This window comes from Thiothrix sp. (assembly GCF_028714775.1).
In the GTDB taxonomy this organism is placed as follows: domain Bacteria; phylum Pseudomonadota; class Gammaproteobacteria; order Thiotrichales; family Thiotrichaceae; genus Thiothrix.
In genome coordinates this window covers 87296-103864 of record NZ_JAQTLS010000009.1, presented here as the reverse complement: position 1 = coordinate 103864, position 16569 = coordinate 87296, and the positions used below count along the sequence as shown (strand labels likewise).

Genomic DNA, 16569 nt, shown 5'->3' with positions numbered 1-16569 from the left:
ACGACATGACACGCATGGTGAACTGCGTCCATCTGGGACGTGAAGCAGAAGGATTGGCAATGCAAACTTACCCCGGCGTCTTGGGCAAGCGCGTATTTGAGCATGTATCCAAAGAAGCGTGGGGCAAATGGCTGCGCCAGCAAACCATGCTGATCAACGAATACCGCCTTAGCCCCATCAACCCACAACACCGCAAGTTTCTGGAAGAGGAAATGGAAAAGTTCTTCTTCGGCGGTGGCGCGAGCACGATTGAGAATTTTAAGCCGGTTTAAGGCGCTCGTGGGGAAAGTGGTTTCCAGATCATGGATTCCATTTTCCAGCCTGCCAACACGTCTTTAGGCGGAACCGTACCGTTTGGCCCGCTCCAGCTTCCGCCAAATTGGTAGAGGATATTGCCGGTTTTAGGCGCGTAACACAGCACTTTACCGGAAAGCTCTTCCGCCCCCGCCGCGCACTCCTCGGTTTGCCCGTAGGCGTAAATGTCGGCAAAGGCCATGCCGATGGAATGTCCAAGGCGGTTGCCGATCAGGTTATCTTGCACCATCACGGAAAAGATTTTTTCCTGTTTAACGTCGGGGTTGATGACCAGCAAGGTTTTCAGGTCTTTTGCCACCTCAATCACGGGGTATTGCTGGCCTTCGGTATAATTAGTGTGCTGACTGACATTGAAGCCCTGAAAGGCGGCGGTAATATCGTGCAGGTTAAATGGCGTCTGTGCATTAATTGGGCCGATACCGTCGACGGATAACATTTCCACAGGCTTGACGCTGGCTTTCTTGCCGGTATCTGACTTATCGCCGCAACCCGTCATGCTAACGGCTGCACAGATTGCCAGCCCGATCCAACTAATTGCACGTAAATTCAGCATACCCGTTCCTCCAACAAAAACGCATTCCCCATTCTTTCATAAAAAGCCCAGCCGTGCATTTTTATGCTCTTATGGTTATAGTCCAAAAACTTATCCTTGCCCCAAGAAAAACACATGCCTGAAAACCCCGTTTGGTTAGTCGATGCCAGCATTTACGTGTTCCGCCCGTGGTTCGTGCGCCAACCTATCCAGCAGGACTGCGAAGGAAATCCGGTGAATGCGGTGCTGGGGTTCCTGCGCTTTGTTTACAACCTGCTGCAAACCGAACAGCCGCAAGCCATCGCATTCGCCTTTGACACCAGCTTGCTCACCTCGCAACGCAAGGCCATTTACCCCGGCTATAAAGGCAACCGTTCCCCTGCCCCCAGTGAACTCAAACTCCAATTCCAACTGTGCCGCGACTTTCTCGATGCATTAGGAATTGTGCAAACCGCTAGCCAACATCATGAGGCCGATGACGTGATCGGTACGTGGGTGAAACAGCAGCGCGAAAACGGGCAAGCCTGCATGATCATCAGCGGCGACAAAGACTTGGCGCAACTGGTCGGCGAACACGACATTTGGTGGGATTACGCCAAACGCCAAGCACTGCCCAAGGGCGGGGTGAAACGCGAATTCGGCGTATGGCCTGCGCAAATCCCCGACCAATTAGCCATCGCGGGGGATGTGGCGGATAATATTCCCGGCATTCCGGGCATTGGCATGTCTACCGCCGCCAAGTTGTTGCAGAAATTCAATACGGTGGAAATACTGCTGTCACGCATCCCCGAAATCGGGCAAATGAAAACCTTTGGCGCAAAACGCCTGCAAGGGCTGGTGGAAAAGCACCAAGATGCGGTGCGACTGGCGCGGCAATTGACTGGGATTTATTGCGATGTGCCGGAAATCCCCACCGATTTACGGCGGGGGGATAAGGACTTGGGGCGATTGCAGGCATTGTGTGAACAGTTGGGGTTGAGTGAGCAGCAGTTTACCTTGTGGGCGAAGATTTAATCGCCCGCGATCGCCGCATCATACGCCTCACTCGCCTCCATCCACTTCAACTCCGCCTCACCTAACTTGGCTTCCAATGCAAGCTGGTCTGCCAGCAGTTTTTTCAGCTTAGGCTTGTTGGCCTCGCTGTGCGTATCCGGGGCTGCGAGTTGTGCTTCCAGCGCGGCTTTTTGCTGGTTGAGCTTGTCGATTTCCTTTTCCAGCTTATCCGCTTGTTGCTTGAGCGGTTGGAAGCGTTTGCGCTTTTCGGCAGCTTCGCGGCGCTGGTCTTTGCGCCCTGCGGCACTGTGGGAGGCAACGGGAGCAGCCGGAGCATCGCCCAATCCGGCAGCTTGTTCCTCGGCACGGAAGCGGTTTTGCAGCCACACGGCATAATCGTCCAAGTCGCCGTCGAACTCTTGCGCTTTGCCACCTTCCACCAGTAGCAGCTTGTCCGTCACCATTTTCAGCATGTGGCGGTCATGCGAGACGATCACCATTGCCCCCACGTAATCCTGCAAAGCCATGCTCAGGGCAAGGCGCATATCGAGGTCAAGGTGGTTAGTTGGTTCGTCCAGCAGCAACAAATTGGGGCGTTGGTAAATCAATAAAGCCAGCGCCAAACGCGCTTTTTCACCGCCGGAAAACGGCTCAATGGCCTCATCCACCCGCGTGCCTTGGAAAGCAAAACCGCCGAGGTAGTTACGCAAATCCTGCTCACGGGCTTGCTTGTCGAGTTCGCGCAAATGTTGCAGCGGCGACTGGTCGATTTTCAGTTGCTCCAGTTGGTGCTGGGCAAAGTAACCGATTTTGATGTCGGCGGCCTGCCAGCTTTCACCACGTTGCGCGGGTAATAGGCCAGCCATGAACTTGATCAGGGTGGATTTCCCCGCGCCGTTAGGGCCGATCAAACCAATGCGTTCACCGGGCATGATTTGCAATTCGATACCAGAAACGATGCTTTTGTCGCCATAACCGATGCTGACTTTATCCACATGCAGCAAGCGGTCGGGCAATTTCGCTGGCGCTTTAAAACTGAAGGTAAACGGTGAATCGACGTGCGCAGGGCCGATGGTTTCCATGCGTTCCAGCGCTTTCAAACGGCTTTGGGCTTGGCGTGCTTTGGTGGCTTGGGCGCGGAAACGGTCGACGTAACTTTGGATGTGCGCCCGTTCGCGCTGCTGCTTCTGGAAAGCAGATTGCTGTTGCGCAAGGCGTTCGGTGCGCGTGACTTCAAAGGTGGAATAGTTGCCGGTGTAGAGCGTGAGGCGGCTTTGTTCGATGTGCGCAATCTGGGTGCAAATCGCGTCCAGAAACTCACGGTCATGTGAAATCAGCAGCAGCGTGCCACGATAGCTTTTCAACCAATCTTGCAGCCAGATGACCGCATCGAGGTCAAGGTGGTTGGTCGGTTCGTCCAGCAGCAGCAGGTCGGAACGGCACATCAGGGCTTGCACGAGGTTAAGGCGCATCCGCCAACCGCCGGAGAAACTGGAAACAGGGTTGCGGATTTCTTCGGGTTTAAAACCCAAACCGTGCAGCAAAGTAGCAGCGCGGCTTTCGGTGGTGTAGCCGTCAATCGCTTCGAGCTTGGTGTATAACTCGCCAAGATGCATCCCGTCGGCATGTTCCAATTGCGCTTTCAGGCTGACGTATTCGGCATCGCCTTCGAGCGCGTAATCCAGCGCACTGGTGTCAGTGGCGGGGGTTTCTTGCTTCACATGCGCAATCACCCAACTGGTGGGAATGCTGAAATTGCCCACGTCTGGCGACAGTTCGCCCCGGATCAGTGAAAACAGGCTGGACTTGCCTGTGCCATTCGCGCCCGTCAAACCGACCCGTTGCCCCGGATGGATGTTTAATGTCGCCGCACCGAGCAATTCCTTGCTACCGCGCCGCAAACCGAGATTGGAGAAAACTAGCATAGTTAGTGGAGTTCTTTGCCAATGAAAATTAGCGTTTGTGGGGCATTTAGCTGGGTAGCCTTGTTACGCATTCTGCGGTCAAATGTGGCAAACCCTACTAAACCATGACTGGTTGCGAAGTGCAGTGCATCCGCAAAATCCATACCTGCTTCATACCATTCCAAGGCTTTGGCAACAGCAGCTTCATCTTGCGTCGTAACATTAGGCAATCCTAAAATGCGGCGAATCCAGCCCAAAATCTCTTCTTTGGGCATGTTATAAGTACTTTTCGCCCCCAGTACCCACACTGTTTCTAGCAATACCGTGTGCTGTACGAAGCAGTGATTTTCATTCAAAAAGGTAGCGGCAAGGAATGCTTGCTCTGGATCATCATTGACGGCATAACGCACCAGAATATTGGTATCAACCGCAATCATTTATGCAAACCTGCCTCATACTCGATCGCCTCATCCATTTCCTCAATAGACAATGGCTTGCCTTGATAGACAGGTCTATTTTGAGGCCATTCAATTTGAGTTGGCGGAAATGCTGATGATTTTTTCTGGACAACAGGCTGTTTGCTCAGCAAAAAGTCGAGAAAATCCGCCAGTTCCTGTAACCGGAAGACATCAAGCCGTTGTGCCTTTTGAAAAATTGTTTCTGCGCTAACCATGTTGTTTCTCCCATTTCTTGCCGTGCTGCCAGTATACCGCAAAACGCACGATGACTTCGCGGCTTACCAATTAAACCTCATCCAACCACCGCCGCAACATATCCTTGTGCAACCACCACCCGATATACCCACCGACCACAAACGACGACACGAAATACCACCAGCCGAAACTTTGCCAATAGCCGAACAGCAGCCAGATGAGGAATTTCGTAATGTTTTCCAGTGAAAAATAGCTGGTGAACCCACCCAATCCCGCACGCGAAGCCGCGACTGACAGCACATCGGGGTCAAGCCCAAACCACGGCACGAGATGGATGCCAAGGTACGACGTACCCGCCAGCACCAACGCCCCCGCAGCCATGATGGTATAGAAACTTGCCAGCCAACCGCGCAGCAAGGCCAACACCATGAAAGTGATGCCCAACGTCAACGGCGCGGTCAGGATCAGCACTTCACCAAAGCTTTTCGCTTCGCCGAAACCGAACTCCGGCAATTCAATCCCCAGTTTGCTTGCCAGCAATTGCAACCAACCCGACCCTAACAGCGCCGGTAGCGCCAGAAAGTTAACCACCCAGCCCTTGGCTTTTTGGGTGCTGGCGTGGTCTTTTTCCAGCGCCGACAAAATCGGGAAGCCGCAATGCGGGCACACTGTCACCCGCGAGCTGATCTGCCGTTTGCATTCAGGACAATCCATCAGTGCCATACATAACCTCGTGATTTGAATGTGCCGTGCCTAAGCAAGGGATAATACCAGTGACGCCAGTCGGGTGTAGGCTTGCTTTACACCCCCACCACCCCCACACTGTCCGGTCAAATGAACCGAAATAAAGACAAATACCGCACCGCAGGAGCATAACGATGAAAAACCCCATCATCACCGTTTCACATGGAAATTTCGTGACGGTCAGCCAACACGCCCGGCAATTCGCCATGTACGTGATTGCCGACGAATCCGCCCTCAAAAACTTGATTTGCAGCTTTCTGGAAAATGGCAAAGACCTTTACGCCGCCGTGATCGCCCCCATGGAAGATGCGCAATGGCTTCCCCGCCGCGTGGTTTCATTCATCGGGGCGCACATGCACATCCACGATGCTGAAAAAATGGAACGGGAAATCCAGCACGGTATCGAACATTGCCTGAGTAACAACCGCAGTTACTGAACGCCCTACTTCCGCGCTGCCTGATACAAGCGTTCGCCCAGTAAGATAGCCAGTAATACCGTGTACAGCAGCGGCATGTCTGTTCGAGCTTTGCTATCCGCCAGCCACCAGAAATGCAGCACCGCCAGCATCGTCAGTGGGTAAACCAACTTGTGCAGACGTGACCAGTTACGCCCCAACTTACGCATTGCCAGCTTGAACGAAGTCAGCGCCAACGGCAATAGCAGCAGGAAAGTGAGCATCCCCACGGTGATGAACGGGCGTTTGAGGATGTCGCGCCAGATTTCCGCCCAATCAAAAAACTGGTCAAGCACCACGTAGCTGCACAGGTGTAGCGTGGCGTAAAAGAACGCGAACAACCCCAGCATCCGCCGCAAGCGCAATATCTGCGTCCAGCCCGTGACACGCCGCAAGGGTGAAACCAGCAGCGTCAACAGCAGGAAACGCAACGCCCACTCACCCAAACTGCGCGTCAGTTTTTCAATCGGGTTTGCCCCCAGCGTATCCTGCCATACCCCCAAACCCAGCAACACCAACGGAACCAGTGCCAACAGGAACACCGCAGGCTTAAACAGCTTGGTGAAATACGGCTCACGGATTTGCATCAGAAATTTGCCCGCAAATCCATGCCGCTGTACAGGCTCGCCACCTGTTCGGCATAGCCATTGAACGGCAGGGTTTCGCGCTTGAGGAATTCACCGATGCGGCGCTCTTTACGTTGACTCCAGCGCGGGTGATCCACTTCGGGGTTAACGTTGGCGTAAAAGCCGTATTCATCCGGCACTTCCACCGACCAACTGGTGGCGGGTTGCTGCTCAACAAAACGAATACGCACGATGGATTTGATGCTCTTGTAACCGTATTTCCACGGCACAACCAAGCGCAGCGGTGCACCGCTTTGGGCAGGTAAGGTTGCGCCATACAACCCGGTAGCAATGAAGCTCAGCGGGTGCATCGCCTCATCCATACGTAAACCTTCCGTGTAAGGCCAACCAATCGGGTTGCGCTTCTGCCCCGGCATCCGCGCCCGATCCAACAATGTTTCAAAGCTCACGTATTTGGCTTTGGAAGTCGGCTGAAAACGTTTGAGCAAGGCCGCGAGCGGAAAACCCTGCCACGGAATCACCATCGACCAGCCCTCCACACAACGCAGGCGGTAAATGCGTTCTTCGGTGGGGTGCGGTTTGAGGATGTCTTCCAAGGTAAATTGACCGGGTTTGGCGCATTCGCCATCAACGGTGACGCTCCACGGGGAGGTTTTCAGCAAGGCAGCATTTTCAGCCGGTGCTTCCTTGCCCGTGCCGAGTTCAATGAAATTGTTGTAATTGACAATATCGTCGTAAGGGGTCGGTTCGTCATCCGTTGAAAATGCGGATTTACCGTGCGCGACCAAAGGCAGGCCACTTGCCCCCAACAGCGCAAAACCACCCAAAGTTTTGAGGAATTCGCGGCGACGCTGGTAAAGCGCAAAATCGGTTACTTCGTGTTCACGGATGTCAGATGGGCGTTTTATTAGCATGGTGTGGCTCCTAGTTGAAGTCATTACACCAAAGAATAGTGGGGAACACAAAAAAACTTGCGCCGTATGAGGGGACATACGGCGCAATGGGCTTTCCAGAGATAATTGTTTGTTATACACCAAAACAAGACGGGGAAAAGGGCTAAGTTTCCGCGTATGTTGCTTCTTCCTTATTGTTATGATTGAGACTTCCTGTCACCAAACTACACTTGTTTCTGGTTGAGCTAATAGTGCCACAAGCTGAACCGAAAGTGAATGAAAGATTAATGAAAACTGAACAGAATAATCTAATGCCCGATAAATAACTTGTAGTATGATTTGCAGCTATTGGACACCGCCACAAGGATTTAGCCCATGTTGTTCGCCGCACTCACCGCCACCCTCGAAACCGCCTTCAATACGTGGCTGAAGCTGGATGCCGAAACCCACGGCTCTGCCCTCACCCGCCTGCAAACCTTGCAGGGCAAACTGATTTGCCTGCACATCAGCAACCCCGACCTGCGGCTCTATTTCCTGCCAACCGCAGACAGCGTGCGCGTTACCACCGCCTACGATGCAGAACCGGACGTAACCATCCACGGCTCAGCACTGGCACTGATGCGTCTTTCCGCCGCCGAAGATAGCGGTAAAGCCATGTTGGAACAGGGCATTAAACTTGAAGGCGATATGGGCTTGGGCAACCGTTTCAGCCAAATCCTGCGCGAAATCGACGTGGATTGGGAAGAATTGCTTTCCCGTGCGGTAGGTGATGTGCTCGCGCACCAAATGGGGCAAGTGGTACGCAATGCCAAAGGCTGGCTGGGCAGTTCCGCCCACGCCATGCGCTTGAATACACAGGAATACTTACAGGAAGAAGCGCGGGTGTTGCCCGCTGATGCTGAAATCCGCCACTATCTTGATGCGGTGGACACCTTGCGTATGGACGTTGACCGTCTTGACGCGCGGCTCAAACGGCTGGAAAACCGTTAAGCTAATCCAGCGTAAACAAGGTCAGCACGGTACGTTGCCAATCCCCGCCACCATCGTCGCTGACCAGCAGGTATTGGTTGCCACTCACGTGGGTAAGCCCTTCGTAGTTATCCATCAACAGATGGCTGGAGAACACCTGCAAATCCTGCAAGGTACACGCGCCCCCTTTGTCACACTGCCTAAAATCCAGATAGCGTAAGCTAACCACCAAAGGGCTAGGGAACCCTGACCAAGCGCGTTCCAACACCAACAAATTACCATCCGGCAGCGCTTCCAAGGCAGAAATGCCGCTATTTTCCGCCGGATAAGCAGTGAATGACCATTCGCGCCCCGTGGTCGAATAGAGGGTATGCCAATTTTCCGGCTGGCCTTTCAAAGGCATCTCTGGCGCAGTGATCACGCCGTAACGCGGGTGGATCGTAACTGCTTCCAACCCATCATTCCCGTGCCGCAGGTTTTTCTTATCCAAGGCACGGGGCAACCCGATATTCTGGATCGCCCGGCCTTGAGGGGTGAAACGCACCACCCTCGGCTCGCCTTCCAAGGAAATCACCAATTGCGTATCCCCCGGCTTGCCATTCGCGGCATTGAGCACTGCCAGCCCTTCCGAATCGCGGCGTTTCTTTTTCAGTTCATTGCCTTTGCTGTCCAGCAATTTAGCGGCAAACACCGGGTCGACCGCCATAATCCTGCCATCCTCCAACTTCAGCCGGAAATGGAACACATCGCCCCGGTCAGAAACGGCATACAACAACTGCTCGTCTTCATCCCACGCCAAACCGGAAAGCTCACTGACCCTAACCCCATCAACCTTATCGGCAGGGATCACAAAACTGTCAAGCACTTGCAGTTGCGGTGTACCTGCATGGCTGGAGGCAGGCAACACTCCCGCCAGCAACAACCACAGCGGCATAAGCATCCGTGCTATGCCCATCCTATGATTCCCGCTCTGCCGCTTTACGTGCGGCCTCATCCGCCTCACGCTGCTCATCATCGTAAATCTGATGCAAACGCACTGGCTCATCAGACTTACGCAAACGCAAGTTGAGCATTTCCACACCAAACGAGAATGCCATCGCGAAATACAAATAGCCTTTAGGAATTTCTTCGCCCATACCCTCCGCCACCAGTGCCACACCAACCAACACAAGGAAAGCCAATGCCAACATTTTTACCGTAGGGTGGGTTTCAACGAAATCACCAATCGGCTTAGCGGCAAACATCATCACCCCGATGGCAATCACAATCGCTGCCACCATGACTTCTACATGCTCCGCCAAGCCCACAGCAGTAATGACCGAATCCAGTGAAAACACGATGTCAATCACCGCAATTTGTATAATTACCAGCAGCAGCACATCAGCAACGTGCTTGGGGCCATGCATTTCATCGCCGCCTTCCAGACTGCCATGAATTTCCGAAACCGCTTTATAGATCAGGAACAAGCCCCCAAACAGTAACACCAAGTCGCGCCCGGAAACCTCGTGTCCCATGACTTCAAACAACGGTGCAACCAGACGCGCCAACCATGCCACCGACAGCAACAGTAAAATCCGCGTCCCCATCGCTGCCAACAAACCAAACTGGCGGGCGAAGTTGCGCTTGTGTTCTGGCACTTTAGCGACCAGCAAGGTCAGGAAAATGATATTGTCGATACCCAGCACGATCTCCAGCACTGTCAGCGTCAACAGTGAACTCCAGATATTAATGTCTGATACCCATTCCATTTATAGATGCCTTTACAGAAAAATTGGCGCAAGTCTAATATGAGCGCAGGTGTTCTACCAGATACCCCCACAGTACATCCTTGAAAAGACGACAATCGGGCGTTTTTTGGGCAAAAAAAAGCCGCGCTAGTGACAGCGCGGCTTTTTTGCCTATCCAGTACCGGAAAGCGATTAACGCTTGGAGAACTGAGTAGCGCGACGTGCTTTGTGCAAGCCGACTTTCTTACGTTCAACTTCACGGGCGTCACGAGTCAGGAAGCCTTCAGCTTTCAGTGTGCCACGCATGGTTTCATCGTATTGCAGCAGTGCACGGGAAATACCCAGACGGATAGCGCCCGCTTGACCAGTGATACCGCCACCTTCAACAGTGACGTATGCATCAAACTTTTCAACCATGTCAACGAGGTGCAAAGGTTGGCGAACAATCATGCTGCCTGTTTCGCGCCCGAAGAACTGGTTCAGTGGCTTGCCATTGACGACAATTTCACCGCTACCTGCACGCAGAAAGACGCGGGCAGATGAGGATTTGCGGCGACCAGTACCATAATATTGTGTTTCAGCCATTGTAATTCATTCCTACCCGATCAGAAGTCCAGCGCTTGAGGCTGTTGTGCTTGGTGGTTATGCTCAGTGCCAGCGTAAACTTTCAGCTTACGGTACATGGCGCGGCCCAGTGGGTTCTTTGGCAACATGCCTTTGATCGCCATTTCGACGACACGGCCTGGTGCACGTTGTTGCATTTTTTCAAAGGTGAACGCACGCATGTTACCGATGTAACCTGTGTGTGAGTAATAGGTCTTGTCTTTAGCTTTATTGCCTGTAATACCCACTTTGTCCGCGTTGATGATGATGATGTAATCACCTGTATCAACGTGTTGGGTATATTCCGGCTTGTGCTTTCCACGCAAACGCCGGGCAACTTCGGAGGCCAGGCGGCCAAGCGCCTTGCCTTGGGCGTCTACGACGAACCAGTCGCGTTTGACCTCAGCTGGCTTTGCACTGAATGTTTTCATCTTGCTCTATCCACTTCAAAATCTGTTTTGCCGATTCACCCCAACACGAAAGTTGAGGGAATAAAGAAACGCGGCATTCTAGGCTAAGCCGCACCATTTCTCAAGTATTTCGCCGAAGCCCAGACAAAAAAATGCCTTCCACCAGAGGGAAGGCCATAAATGTTGCCAACCACATGAAAAAACGGGGGATGACCAAATCGCGGACAAAAAAAACGCGGCCAGTTACTTTAGGCCGCGCAATTACCACCAAAGGAGGATGGAGGAGTGTTAGTCCGGTGTCAAACAATATGAGAATATTCTAATAAACTAACTCTTCACTGTCAACATTCTTTAACGTTTTTGTCATATATTTTTCACACTTTTTCGGCAGGTAAGCGGGCAAGGCGGATGGCTGTTCCCCCGCGTCCCGCCAATAGGCTTTTTGCACACTGAGTACCCGGCACACCGCTGGTGGCAATGACTGGTAACGTTTACCCAAGCGGAAACCCACTAACTTGACCAAGGTCTGCAACGCCGCCAGTGGCAACAACCGTTTACGCCGCTGGTAGAGGTAGCTAATCAAGGAACGCACATACGCCCCGGCCTCCCTGTCAGGTGCACCCACCATGCGCATCAGTGGCTGCTCACAGGCGTGGAACACCCCTACATCAAAATAGCGGCGGAAGGTCTGCCATAAGGAATAGCTGTGGGAATGCTCCACCGTGCTGTCCGCCGAATACACCGCTTTCCAGCTTGCCAGCAGCAAACGTGCCGCCACATAGCTATCTTCGCTGACAATAATATGGTGCGGAAACCCGCCAATGCTGCGTAATGCCCGCGCCCGGTACACTGCATACACATCCGAGGAAAACGCCGCGCGATAACCCAAAGTGTGGAAACTGTCACGCTCACGCACGGAAGATTGCGCCGGGTACGTAAACCCGCGTGCATGGCATTCCAACAAATCCGCATCCGCACGCGGCAAATGCCGCCCGTAGGCCATCCCCACCCGTGGGTCAGCATCAAACTGTTGCAGGATGGTTGCCAAGGAATCCGGCTGTTTAAGGAGCGCGTCTTGCGTCAGGAACACCAGCAATTCCGCATCGGGGCAAAGCTCGACGGCAAGCTGGCGGGTTCCACCGTGGCTGAAATCTTGCGGGTGGATGCGCAACACTTCCAACCCGGCGGCTTGTGCCAACTCTGCTGTATGGTCGGCAGACATCGAATCAATCACCAGATAGCGCCCCGCCTCAACCGTCTGTTGCTGGATGGCATCCAACCATTCCGGCCACAAACGCCCAGCATTACGGGTCAGCACAATCACCGCCACGTCAGGACGGAGCGTTCTTGTTGTCATTATTTTGTCCTTATTTTATGCAAACAGCAGTAATGCGAGGTTCGCCCAGACCCCGTGTTTGAACAAACGGTGACGCACAATGTGCTGCCGCCGTTCCCAGCCGTGCAAACGTGGCAAATCAGCCAACGCTTCCACCCGGCGGTAATCCGCGACCGCCATGCGTTCACCGAAACGTTGCAGGAAGGCTTCCGCTTGCCCACCCCACGCTTGTACCCGCGCATCTAACGCCCGCAATGTACCCGCTTGCGCACCGATGGCATTACCCTCATGCTGGCGGTAAAGCAGCAACGGATGGGGAATCGCGCGGATATGCCCAAACCACGCACACACCAACGCCAACCAACGGTCATGTTGCATCGCTTGCGCAGGCAAGGGAAAAGCCATATCCGCCGCCGTGCGGTTAAACGCGGTGGCACACCCCGTCACCACATTGTCGAGCAAGTAAGCCCAGCGCTCTTGTTCCACATCAAAGCCGCGATATTCCCAGAAAGAGGCCGACAGCAGTTCCCGATGACGATCCACCACCGCTAGGTCAGAATGCACTAGCAACGGGGTTTCCGCCCCGTATTCACCTTGCAGGCTGCGCAAACGGGTGTATTGCAATTCCACTTTTTCAGGAAACCACACATCATCTTGGTCGCAGAACAGCAAATACGGCGCAGTGCTGAATTCCACCAAACGGCTGAAACTTTGGGTGCTGCCCAGATGGACGCCATCCGACAAAATCCCCGCCACTTTTTCCGGGTTCGCGTCCTGCCATTCCAACAAAATACGCAAAGTCTGGTCGTTAGAACCGTCGTCGCGCACCAGCAATTGCCAGTTCTGGAAAGTTTGCCAGCGCAATGACTCCAACAACTCTGGCAACCAACGCTCGCCATTCCACGTTGAAAGTAAAATCTGTACGCTGCACGGTTCCATGTTCAACCCCGTTCCAGTTGCCCGCGCCACCATTTGGCTGCGGAACGGTCAAACAGCAACATTTCGGCACGGCTGGCGTACCACACCGCCAGCGCCTTGAAGCCGGGGCTGAAGCAGCGCCCGCGCCCCGATGAGAAATGGAATGCCAGCGCATACAAAAACAGTTTAATTGGACTGAGTACCATTCAAGCCCTTCCCTTTTGTTATTTTTTATTTTTCGACGGTATGCAAATACGCAATCCGAAATGCGAAATTCGGCAATCCTGTCGGTATTTTATCCAATAGTGCGTAACGCCAAGCCGCCACTTTCATGCGGTTCCACACTTGCTGTGGGCGTAACAAATCACGCACACCGAAAGCGCGGTTACCCAAGGCCAATACATTGTCATGCCCGAAATCTTCGGTATGCACCAAACGGGTCAACTCGCGGGTTTCCTCCGCAGTCGGGTACACCACTGCACGCTCCAACAGGCCATGCACGTAGGGCAGCACTTGCTGGCTGGCATAGCCGGTCAACTGTTGCACGGCACGGTAATGTTCCCAATGGCACAAAATGCCTTCCTGCATCCTCGCCACCGAGGCGTTGCAGCGCAATTCAGCCTGACGGTCAGGGGCACTGTCAGGTTTCAGCACCGGCTCAATGCGCCCGTCGCAGTCACGGTAGCCGATGGTCGTGCCTTCCCACGAACGTGCACCTTGCTCGAAGATTTCCTCGAACTCTGCCGGAATACGCTCGCAGGCATTGCCGCGCCGCGAATCATGCACGATGCCTTCGCAGACGTTATTTTCCCCAAAGTCGTTGTACAGCTTGGGGACGAAGGCGAAATAGTAACCGTGCAAAATCGGGAAATCTGCCCGTTTGCCAAACGCTTGCTTGAGGAATTTCTGCACCGTGCCATTCCAGCCGATGTCCACCAGCGCCACCCGCTTGTGCGCAAAAAAACCGACCTGTTCCAAATAACGTTGCAACAAGTCGCGGTGTTTGCGCCCGACCCGCTGGACAATGCTTTGCACGCGCTGGTCTTTGAGGAAATTGTGCAGGCGGGTGTCTTCCCAGTTGTGGATCGGTTCGGCGAAATTGGCGAAACCGTGTTCGCGTGCCAAGGGTTGCAAGGCTTCTTCCGGCAAACCATAAACCTTGCACACCGATTCCAGCCCCTGCTGTTTGGGGTTGTAAAACGCCACAATCGCTTGGGCGTGATCCAAACCATCAGCGGTGGAAGCGGCGGTAATCACTTTGCGTGACAGGTACACGTATTCGCTGGGCAGCTTTTCATCCAGCTCCCGATACATGCGCTCAAACAGGAAACCATCCCGCGCCACAAACAGCAGTTTTTCCACTGGCTGTTTGGCTTGAAGCTGGCGGTTTAAACGCTCCTGCAAACCTTGCATAAATACGCTGAACGCAGGCCCCAACACATCGCGCCCGTAGCGGAAGAAAAAGTTACGCGGGTTCAAGCCATCGTTTTGCTGGATGCGGGTTTGCACGGTATCGAAGAAATGCCGCCCCACCCAAATGCCACCGCGCTGCGCCATACGTGCAGATAAGGCCAAGCGTTCGCGGCGGCGCAAATCTTTTTTCTCGTACAGCCACACGCCTTGGAGACCTTCCTTGCACGCCATGCGCCGGTCGGAAATCGGGTTGTCACCGATATGCACCACATGCCCAGCCCGCACTTCCTGACGTTGCAACATGCGCCGGAACAAGCGCCCGGAGTATTTGCCTTCCTTGTAATCCGCCGATACATATACATTGTCGAAGTAATGCAGCAGCCCCTTGCGCCCCAGCAATTCGCCCAATAAATCGCCATTAAGGTACATATCGGACATTGCCACCATGCGCACGCCTTGCTCACGCACCCAATCCATGAATACTTGCGCATCCGGTTTGATATGCAGACTGGCGTTTTCCAAGGACAATTCGGTTTGGCAAATCGAACGCCCCAGTGCTGGATCATGTTCCTTGAACATATTTTCCATCCAGCGCGGTAACAATTCGACATAACGGCATTCGTGGTCAAGCCCTGCTGCCACCGCTTCCGCCCGTAATGCCTGTTCCGCCTCTTGGCGGGCTTGCCACACAAGGCTGGGAGCCATGCCCACTTGCTTACCGACTGCACGGCACACGGCGTGCTGCACGATCACCGGCGGCTCCACACAGCGCGCCAGCAAGGTATCAAAGATGTCGAGTGAAATAAGCCTGACTTGCCCCGCTTCAATGCGCGGCTCCAGCCAAGTACGGATTTTCTGCCAATCACGTAAGATTAGTTTTTCAGGCATAACGTATCCCCCACAAAAAGCTGCCGAAAACGGCGCAGTGGCGTCAACAGGCTTTCCCCTAAACGGAAAGCACGGCTGTTGCGCAATTCAGATTGTTGTTGTTGTAATTGTCGGATCAGGCTGTCGCGCTCGGCGATCCAGCCATCACGGTCTTGTAACCAGCGCTCACGGTCGCTGAGCAAAGCCGTTTGTTGTTCGATAATGGTGTCGCGCTCCCCGATCCACTGGTCGCGGTCAGCCACCCATTGTTGGTGTTGTTGTAAGTGATGCTGCAAAGCAGCAATCAATTGGTCACGCTCAGCAATCCAAGCATCGCGGTCAGCAATCAGCGGCAATAATTCCGCCTCTTTTGCCACCAAACGCCGATGCACCGTGGTTTGCCATTCCTCACCTGTGTAGCGGTACAAACCCTGCAATTGGAACTGCAAACCCAGCAAACGCTGCTCATCCAGCAAACCGTGTAAGCAAGGCAACCAATTCAGCAGCAAACGGGTGTTTTCCTCAATTGCTGCCAAGGGCTTTTCGCGGATGGTGTTGGAACCGTGCAAGCGATAGCCCAGCAGTTTTTCTTCCGCCAAAAAGTGCAGCTTAAATCCAGCCACCAACACCCGCAGCGCATAGTCGTAATCATGCACGTAACGCAGCTCAGCAAATTCGCCAATCTGCGCATACACACGCCGGTGGAAAAAGAAATTGGAGGTGGTAATCAGAAAATTCCCGCGCAACAAAGTGGCGATAACATCAGCGTGGCTGGCGTAATCTTGCTTTAAGGCTTCAAACCACGCGACCCAATGCGGTTCGTGGGTTTCGCAGACACAGGAATCGGCATCCAACAAGGTGACATCAGTACACAGAAAGTCGTATTGCCCGGTTTCCGCTACCGCCAGCAAGCGTTCCAAACGCTGCTCATCCCACACGTCGTCGGAATTGATGATGGCGATGTATTCGCCTTGTGCGTGTTGCAGGGCTTCATTAATGGTGGCGGGTGCGCCTTGGTTGCTAGTATGGCGGATGCAATGCAAACGTAAATCATCGCGGTAGGTTTCCCGCACCGACTGGATAGCCGCCCACGTCGCATCGCTGGAGGCATCGTCAATCACAATCAATTCAAATGCACCAAACGATTGTTTCAGCACCGATTCCAATGCCTGACCGACCCAACCGGCATGGTTAAAGGCTGGCATTATCACGCTGACCTTGATGTTCCCGCCTGCTAGCTGCTCCACACC

General features: G+C 53.7%; 20 protein-coding genes. 4 read left to right on the top strand and 16 right to left on the bottom strand.

Translation table 11 applies throughout. The features are described from left to right. The first annotated feature begins 5 nt into the window (after positions 1 to 5). Positions 6 to 272, top strand: a complete 267-nt coding sequence (locus PHE17_RS10165; protein ID WP_301015737.1) for an oxidative damage protection protein — start codon at positions 6 to 8, stop codon at positions 270 to 272. On the opposite strand, the gene PHE17_RS10160 is transcribed toward PHE17_RS10165, so the two are convergent. Further along, positions 269 to 868 carry a DUF1131 family protein gene (locus tag PHE17_RS10160; protein WP_301015736.1) on the bottom strand — a complete coding sequence of 200 codons (600 nt, stop codon included), beginning with the start codon at positions 866 to 868 and terminating at the stop codon, positions 269 to 271. The two genes, PHE17_RS10165 and PHE17_RS10160, sit on opposite strands and share 4 nt — an antisense overlap. A gap of 114 nt (positions 869 to 982) precedes the next feature. On the opposite strand from PHE17_RS10160, the gene PHE17_RS10155 reads away from it, so the two are divergent. Continuing rightward, positions 983 to 1861 (top strand): 5'-3' exonuclease H3TH domain-containing protein, encoded by an 879-nt coding sequence (locus PHE17_RS10155; RefSeq protein ID WP_301015735.1) that lies wholly within the window; start codon positions 983 to 985, stop codon positions 1859 to 1861. On the opposite strand, the gene PHE17_RS10150 is transcribed toward PHE17_RS10155, so the two are convergent. From PHE17_RS10150 to PHE17_RS10135, 4 genes are all read right to left on the bottom strand, one after another. Next, a complete protein-coding gene (locus tag PHE17_RS10150) occupies positions 1858 to 3765 on the bottom strand; it encodes an ATP-binding cassette domain-containing protein (RefSeq protein ID WP_301015734.1) in 1908 nt (635 codons plus the stop codon). The two genes, PHE17_RS10155 and PHE17_RS10150, sit on opposite strands and share 4 nt — an antisense overlap. Positions 3766 to 3767: 2 nt before the next feature. After that, a complete protein-coding gene (locus PHE17_RS10145) occupies positions 3768 to 4181 on the bottom strand; it encodes a type II toxin-antitoxin system VapC family toxin (protein ID WP_301015733.1) in 414 nt (137 codons plus the stop codon). After that, positions 4178 to 4417, bottom strand: a complete 240-nt coding sequence (locus tag PHE17_RS10140) for a hypothetical protein (protein WP_301015732.1) — start codon at positions 4415 to 4417, stop codon at positions 4178 to 4180. Before PHE17_RS10140 ends, PHE17_RS10145 begins: the two co-directional genes overlap by 4 nt. A 70-nt stretch (positions 4418 to 4487) precedes the next feature. Further along, on the bottom strand, positions 4488 to 5120 hold the full coding sequence (locus PHE17_RS10135) for a zinc ribbon domain-containing protein (protein WP_301015731.1): 633 nt from the start codon (positions 5118 to 5120) through the stop codon (positions 4488 to 4490). Between the two features lie 155 nt (positions 5121 to 5275). Between PHE17_RS10135 and PHE17_RS10130 the strand changes: the two genes are divergently transcribed. Then, complete coding sequence (locus tag PHE17_RS10130; protein WP_301015730.1) at positions 5276 to 5578, top strand: hypothetical protein; 303 nt, start codon at positions 5276 to 5278, stop codon at positions 5576 to 5578. A gap of 5 nt (positions 5579 to 5583) precedes the next feature. On the opposite strand, the gene PHE17_RS10125 is transcribed toward PHE17_RS10130, so the two are convergent. Beyond that, positions 5584 to 6183 carry a protein-methionine-sulfoxide reductase heme-binding subunit MsrQ gene (locus PHE17_RS10125; protein ID WP_301015729.1) on the bottom strand — a complete coding sequence of 200 codons (600 nt, stop codon included), beginning with the start codon at positions 6181 to 6183 and terminating at the stop codon, positions 5584 to 5586. Continuing rightward, positions 6183 to 7097, bottom strand: coding sequence for a protein-methionine-sulfoxide reductase catalytic subunit MsrP (msrP, locus tag PHE17_RS10120; protein WP_301015728.1), 915 nt, complete (start codon positions 7095 to 7097; stop codon positions 6183 to 6185). Before msrP ends, PHE17_RS10125 begins: the two co-directional genes overlap by 1 nt. A 354-nt stretch (positions 7098 to 7451) precedes the next feature. Here msrP and PHE17_RS10115 point away from each other — a divergent pair, with 354 nt between their 5' ends. Then, positions 7452 to 8066: an SCP2 sterol-binding domain-containing protein gene (locus PHE17_RS10115; protein WP_301015727.1), complete on the top strand. Its 615-nt coding sequence runs from the start codon at positions 7452 to 7454 to the stop codon at positions 8064 to 8066. A gap of 1 nt (position 8067) precedes the next feature. Here the strand turns inward: PHE17_RS10115 and PHE17_RS10110 are convergent, their stop codons facing one another. The 9 genes from PHE17_RS10110 to PHE17_RS10070 all read right to left on the bottom strand — a co-directional run bounded on the left by PHE17_RS10110 (position 8068) and on the right by PHE17_RS10070 (position 16566). Continuing rightward, complete coding sequence (locus PHE17_RS10110) at positions 8068 to 9000, bottom strand: esterase-like activity of phytase family protein (RefSeq protein ID WP_301015726.1); 933 nt, start codon at positions 8998 to 9000, stop codon at positions 8068 to 8070. 1 nt (position 9001) lies between these two features. Beyond that, the gene (locus PHE17_RS10105) at positions 9002 to 9793 is read right to left on the bottom strand and encodes a TerC family protein (protein ID WP_301015725.1); all 792 of its coding nucleotides are present in this window, start codon (positions 9791 to 9793) and stop codon (positions 9002 to 9004) included. A gap of 171 nt (positions 9794 to 9964) precedes the next feature. Then, positions 9965 to 10357, bottom strand: a complete 393-nt coding sequence (gene rpsI, locus PHE17_RS10100) for a 30S ribosomal protein S9 (RefSeq protein ID WP_301015724.1) — start codon at positions 10355 to 10357, stop codon at positions 9965 to 9967. A gap of 20 nt (positions 10358 to 10377) precedes the next feature. Further along, positions 10378 to 10806, bottom strand: coding sequence for a 50S ribosomal protein L13 (gene rplM, locus PHE17_RS10095; RefSeq protein ID WP_301015723.1), 429 nt, complete (start codon positions 10804 to 10806; stop codon positions 10378 to 10380). 298 nt (positions 10807 to 11104) lie between these two features. Beyond that, complete coding sequence (locus PHE17_RS10090; protein ID WP_301015722.1) at positions 11105 to 12142, bottom strand: glycosyltransferase family 2 protein; 1038 nt, start codon at positions 12140 to 12142, stop codon at positions 11105 to 11107. A 15-nt stretch (positions 12143 to 12157) separates the two neighbouring features. After that, a complete protein-coding gene (locus PHE17_RS10085; RefSeq protein WP_301015721.1) occupies positions 12158 to 13060 on the bottom strand; it encodes a glycosyltransferase family 2 protein in 903 nt (300 codons plus the stop codon). 2 nt (positions 13061 to 13062) lie between these two features. Beyond that, complete coding sequence (locus PHE17_RS10080) at positions 13063 to 13245, bottom strand: hypothetical protein (protein ID WP_301015719.1); 183 nt, start codon at positions 13243 to 13245, stop codon at positions 13063 to 13065. A gap of 25 nt (positions 13246 to 13270) precedes the next feature. After that, on the bottom strand, positions 13271 to 15340 hold the full coding sequence (locus tag PHE17_RS10075) for an HAD family hydrolase (RefSeq protein ID WP_301015718.1): 2070 nt from the start codon (positions 15338 to 15340) through the stop codon (positions 13271 to 13273). Further along, complete coding sequence (locus tag PHE17_RS10070; protein ID WP_301015717.1) at positions 15325 to 16566, bottom strand: glycosyltransferase; 1242 nt, start codon at positions 16564 to 16566, stop codon at positions 15325 to 15327. The genes PHE17_RS10075 and PHE17_RS10070 overlap by 16 nt, the downstream gene beginning before the upstream one ends. Positions 16567 to 16569 lie beyond the last annotated feature (3 nt).

Bases quoted from the DNA above. Each gene is read 5' to 3' on its own strand.
- PHE17_RS10165 (WP_301015737.1), top strand. From the start codon at position 6: ATGACACGCATGGTGAACTGCGTCCATCTGGGACGTGAAGCAGAAGGA.
- PHE17_RS10160 (WP_301015736.1), bottom strand. From the start codon at position 868: ATGCTGAATTTACGTGCAATTAGTTGGATCGGGCTGGCAATCTGTGCA.
- PHE17_RS10155 (WP_301015735.1), top strand. From the start codon at position 983: ATGCCTGAAAACCCCGTTTGGTTAGTCGATGCCAGCATTTACGTGTTC.
- PHE17_RS10150 (WP_301015734.1), bottom strand. From the start codon at position 3,765: ATGCTAGTTTTCTCCAATCTCGGTTTGCGGCGCGGTAGCAAGGAATTG.
- PHE17_RS10145 (WP_301015733.1), bottom strand. From the start codon at position 4,181: ATGATTGCGGTTGATACCAATATTCTGGTGCGTTATGCCGTCAATGAT.
- PHE17_RS10140 (WP_301015732.1), bottom strand. From the start codon at position 4,417: ATGGTTAGCGCAGAAACAATTTTTCAAAAGGCACAACGGCTTGATGTC.
- PHE17_RS10135 (WP_301015731.1), bottom strand. From the start codon at position 5,120: ATGGCACTGATGGATTGTCCTGAATGCAAACGGCAGATCAGCTCGCGG.
- PHE17_RS10130 (WP_301015730.1), top strand. From the start codon at position 5,276: ATGAAAAACCCCATCATCACCGTTTCACATGGAAATTTCGTGACGGTC.
- PHE17_RS10125 (WP_301015729.1), bottom strand. From the start codon at position 6,183: ATGCAAATCCGTGAGCCGTATTTCACCAAGCTGTTTAAGCCTGCGGTG.
- msrP (WP_301015728.1), bottom strand. From the start codon at position 7,097: ATGCTAATAAAACGCCCATCTGACATCCGTGAACACGAAGTAACCGAT.
- PHE17_RS10115 (WP_301015727.1), top strand. From the start codon at position 7,452: ATGTTGTTCGCCGCACTCACCGCCACCCTCGAAACCGCCTTCAATACG.
- PHE17_RS10110 (WP_301015726.1), bottom strand. From the start codon at position 9,000: ATGGGCATAGCACGGATGCTTATGCCGCTGTGGTTGTTGCTGGCGGGA.
- PHE17_RS10105 (WP_301015725.1), bottom strand. From the start codon at position 9,793: ATGGAATGGGTATCAGACATTAATATCTGGAGTTCACTGTTGACGCTG.
- rpsI (WP_301015724.1), bottom strand. From the start codon at position 10,357: ATGGCTGAAACACAATATTATGGTACTGGTCGCCGCAAATCCTCATCT.
- rplM (WP_301015723.1), bottom strand. From the start codon at position 10,806: ATGAAAACATTCAGTGCAAAGCCAGCTGAGGTCAAACGCGACTGGTTC.
- PHE17_RS10090 (WP_301015722.1), bottom strand. From the start codon at position 12,142: ATGACAACAAGAACGCTCCGTCCTGACGTGGCGGTGATTGTGCTGACC.
- PHE17_RS10085 (WP_301015721.1), bottom strand. From the start codon at position 13,060: ATGGAACCGTGCAGCGTACAGATTTTACTTTCAACGTGGAATGGCGAG.
- PHE17_RS10080 (WP_301015719.1), bottom strand. From the start codon at position 13,245: ATGGTACTCAGTCCAATTAAACTGTTTTTGTATGCGCTGGCATTCCAT.
- PHE17_RS10075 (WP_301015718.1), bottom strand. From the start codon at position 15,340: ATGCCTGAAAAACTAATCTTACGTGATTGGCAGAAAATCCGTACTTGG.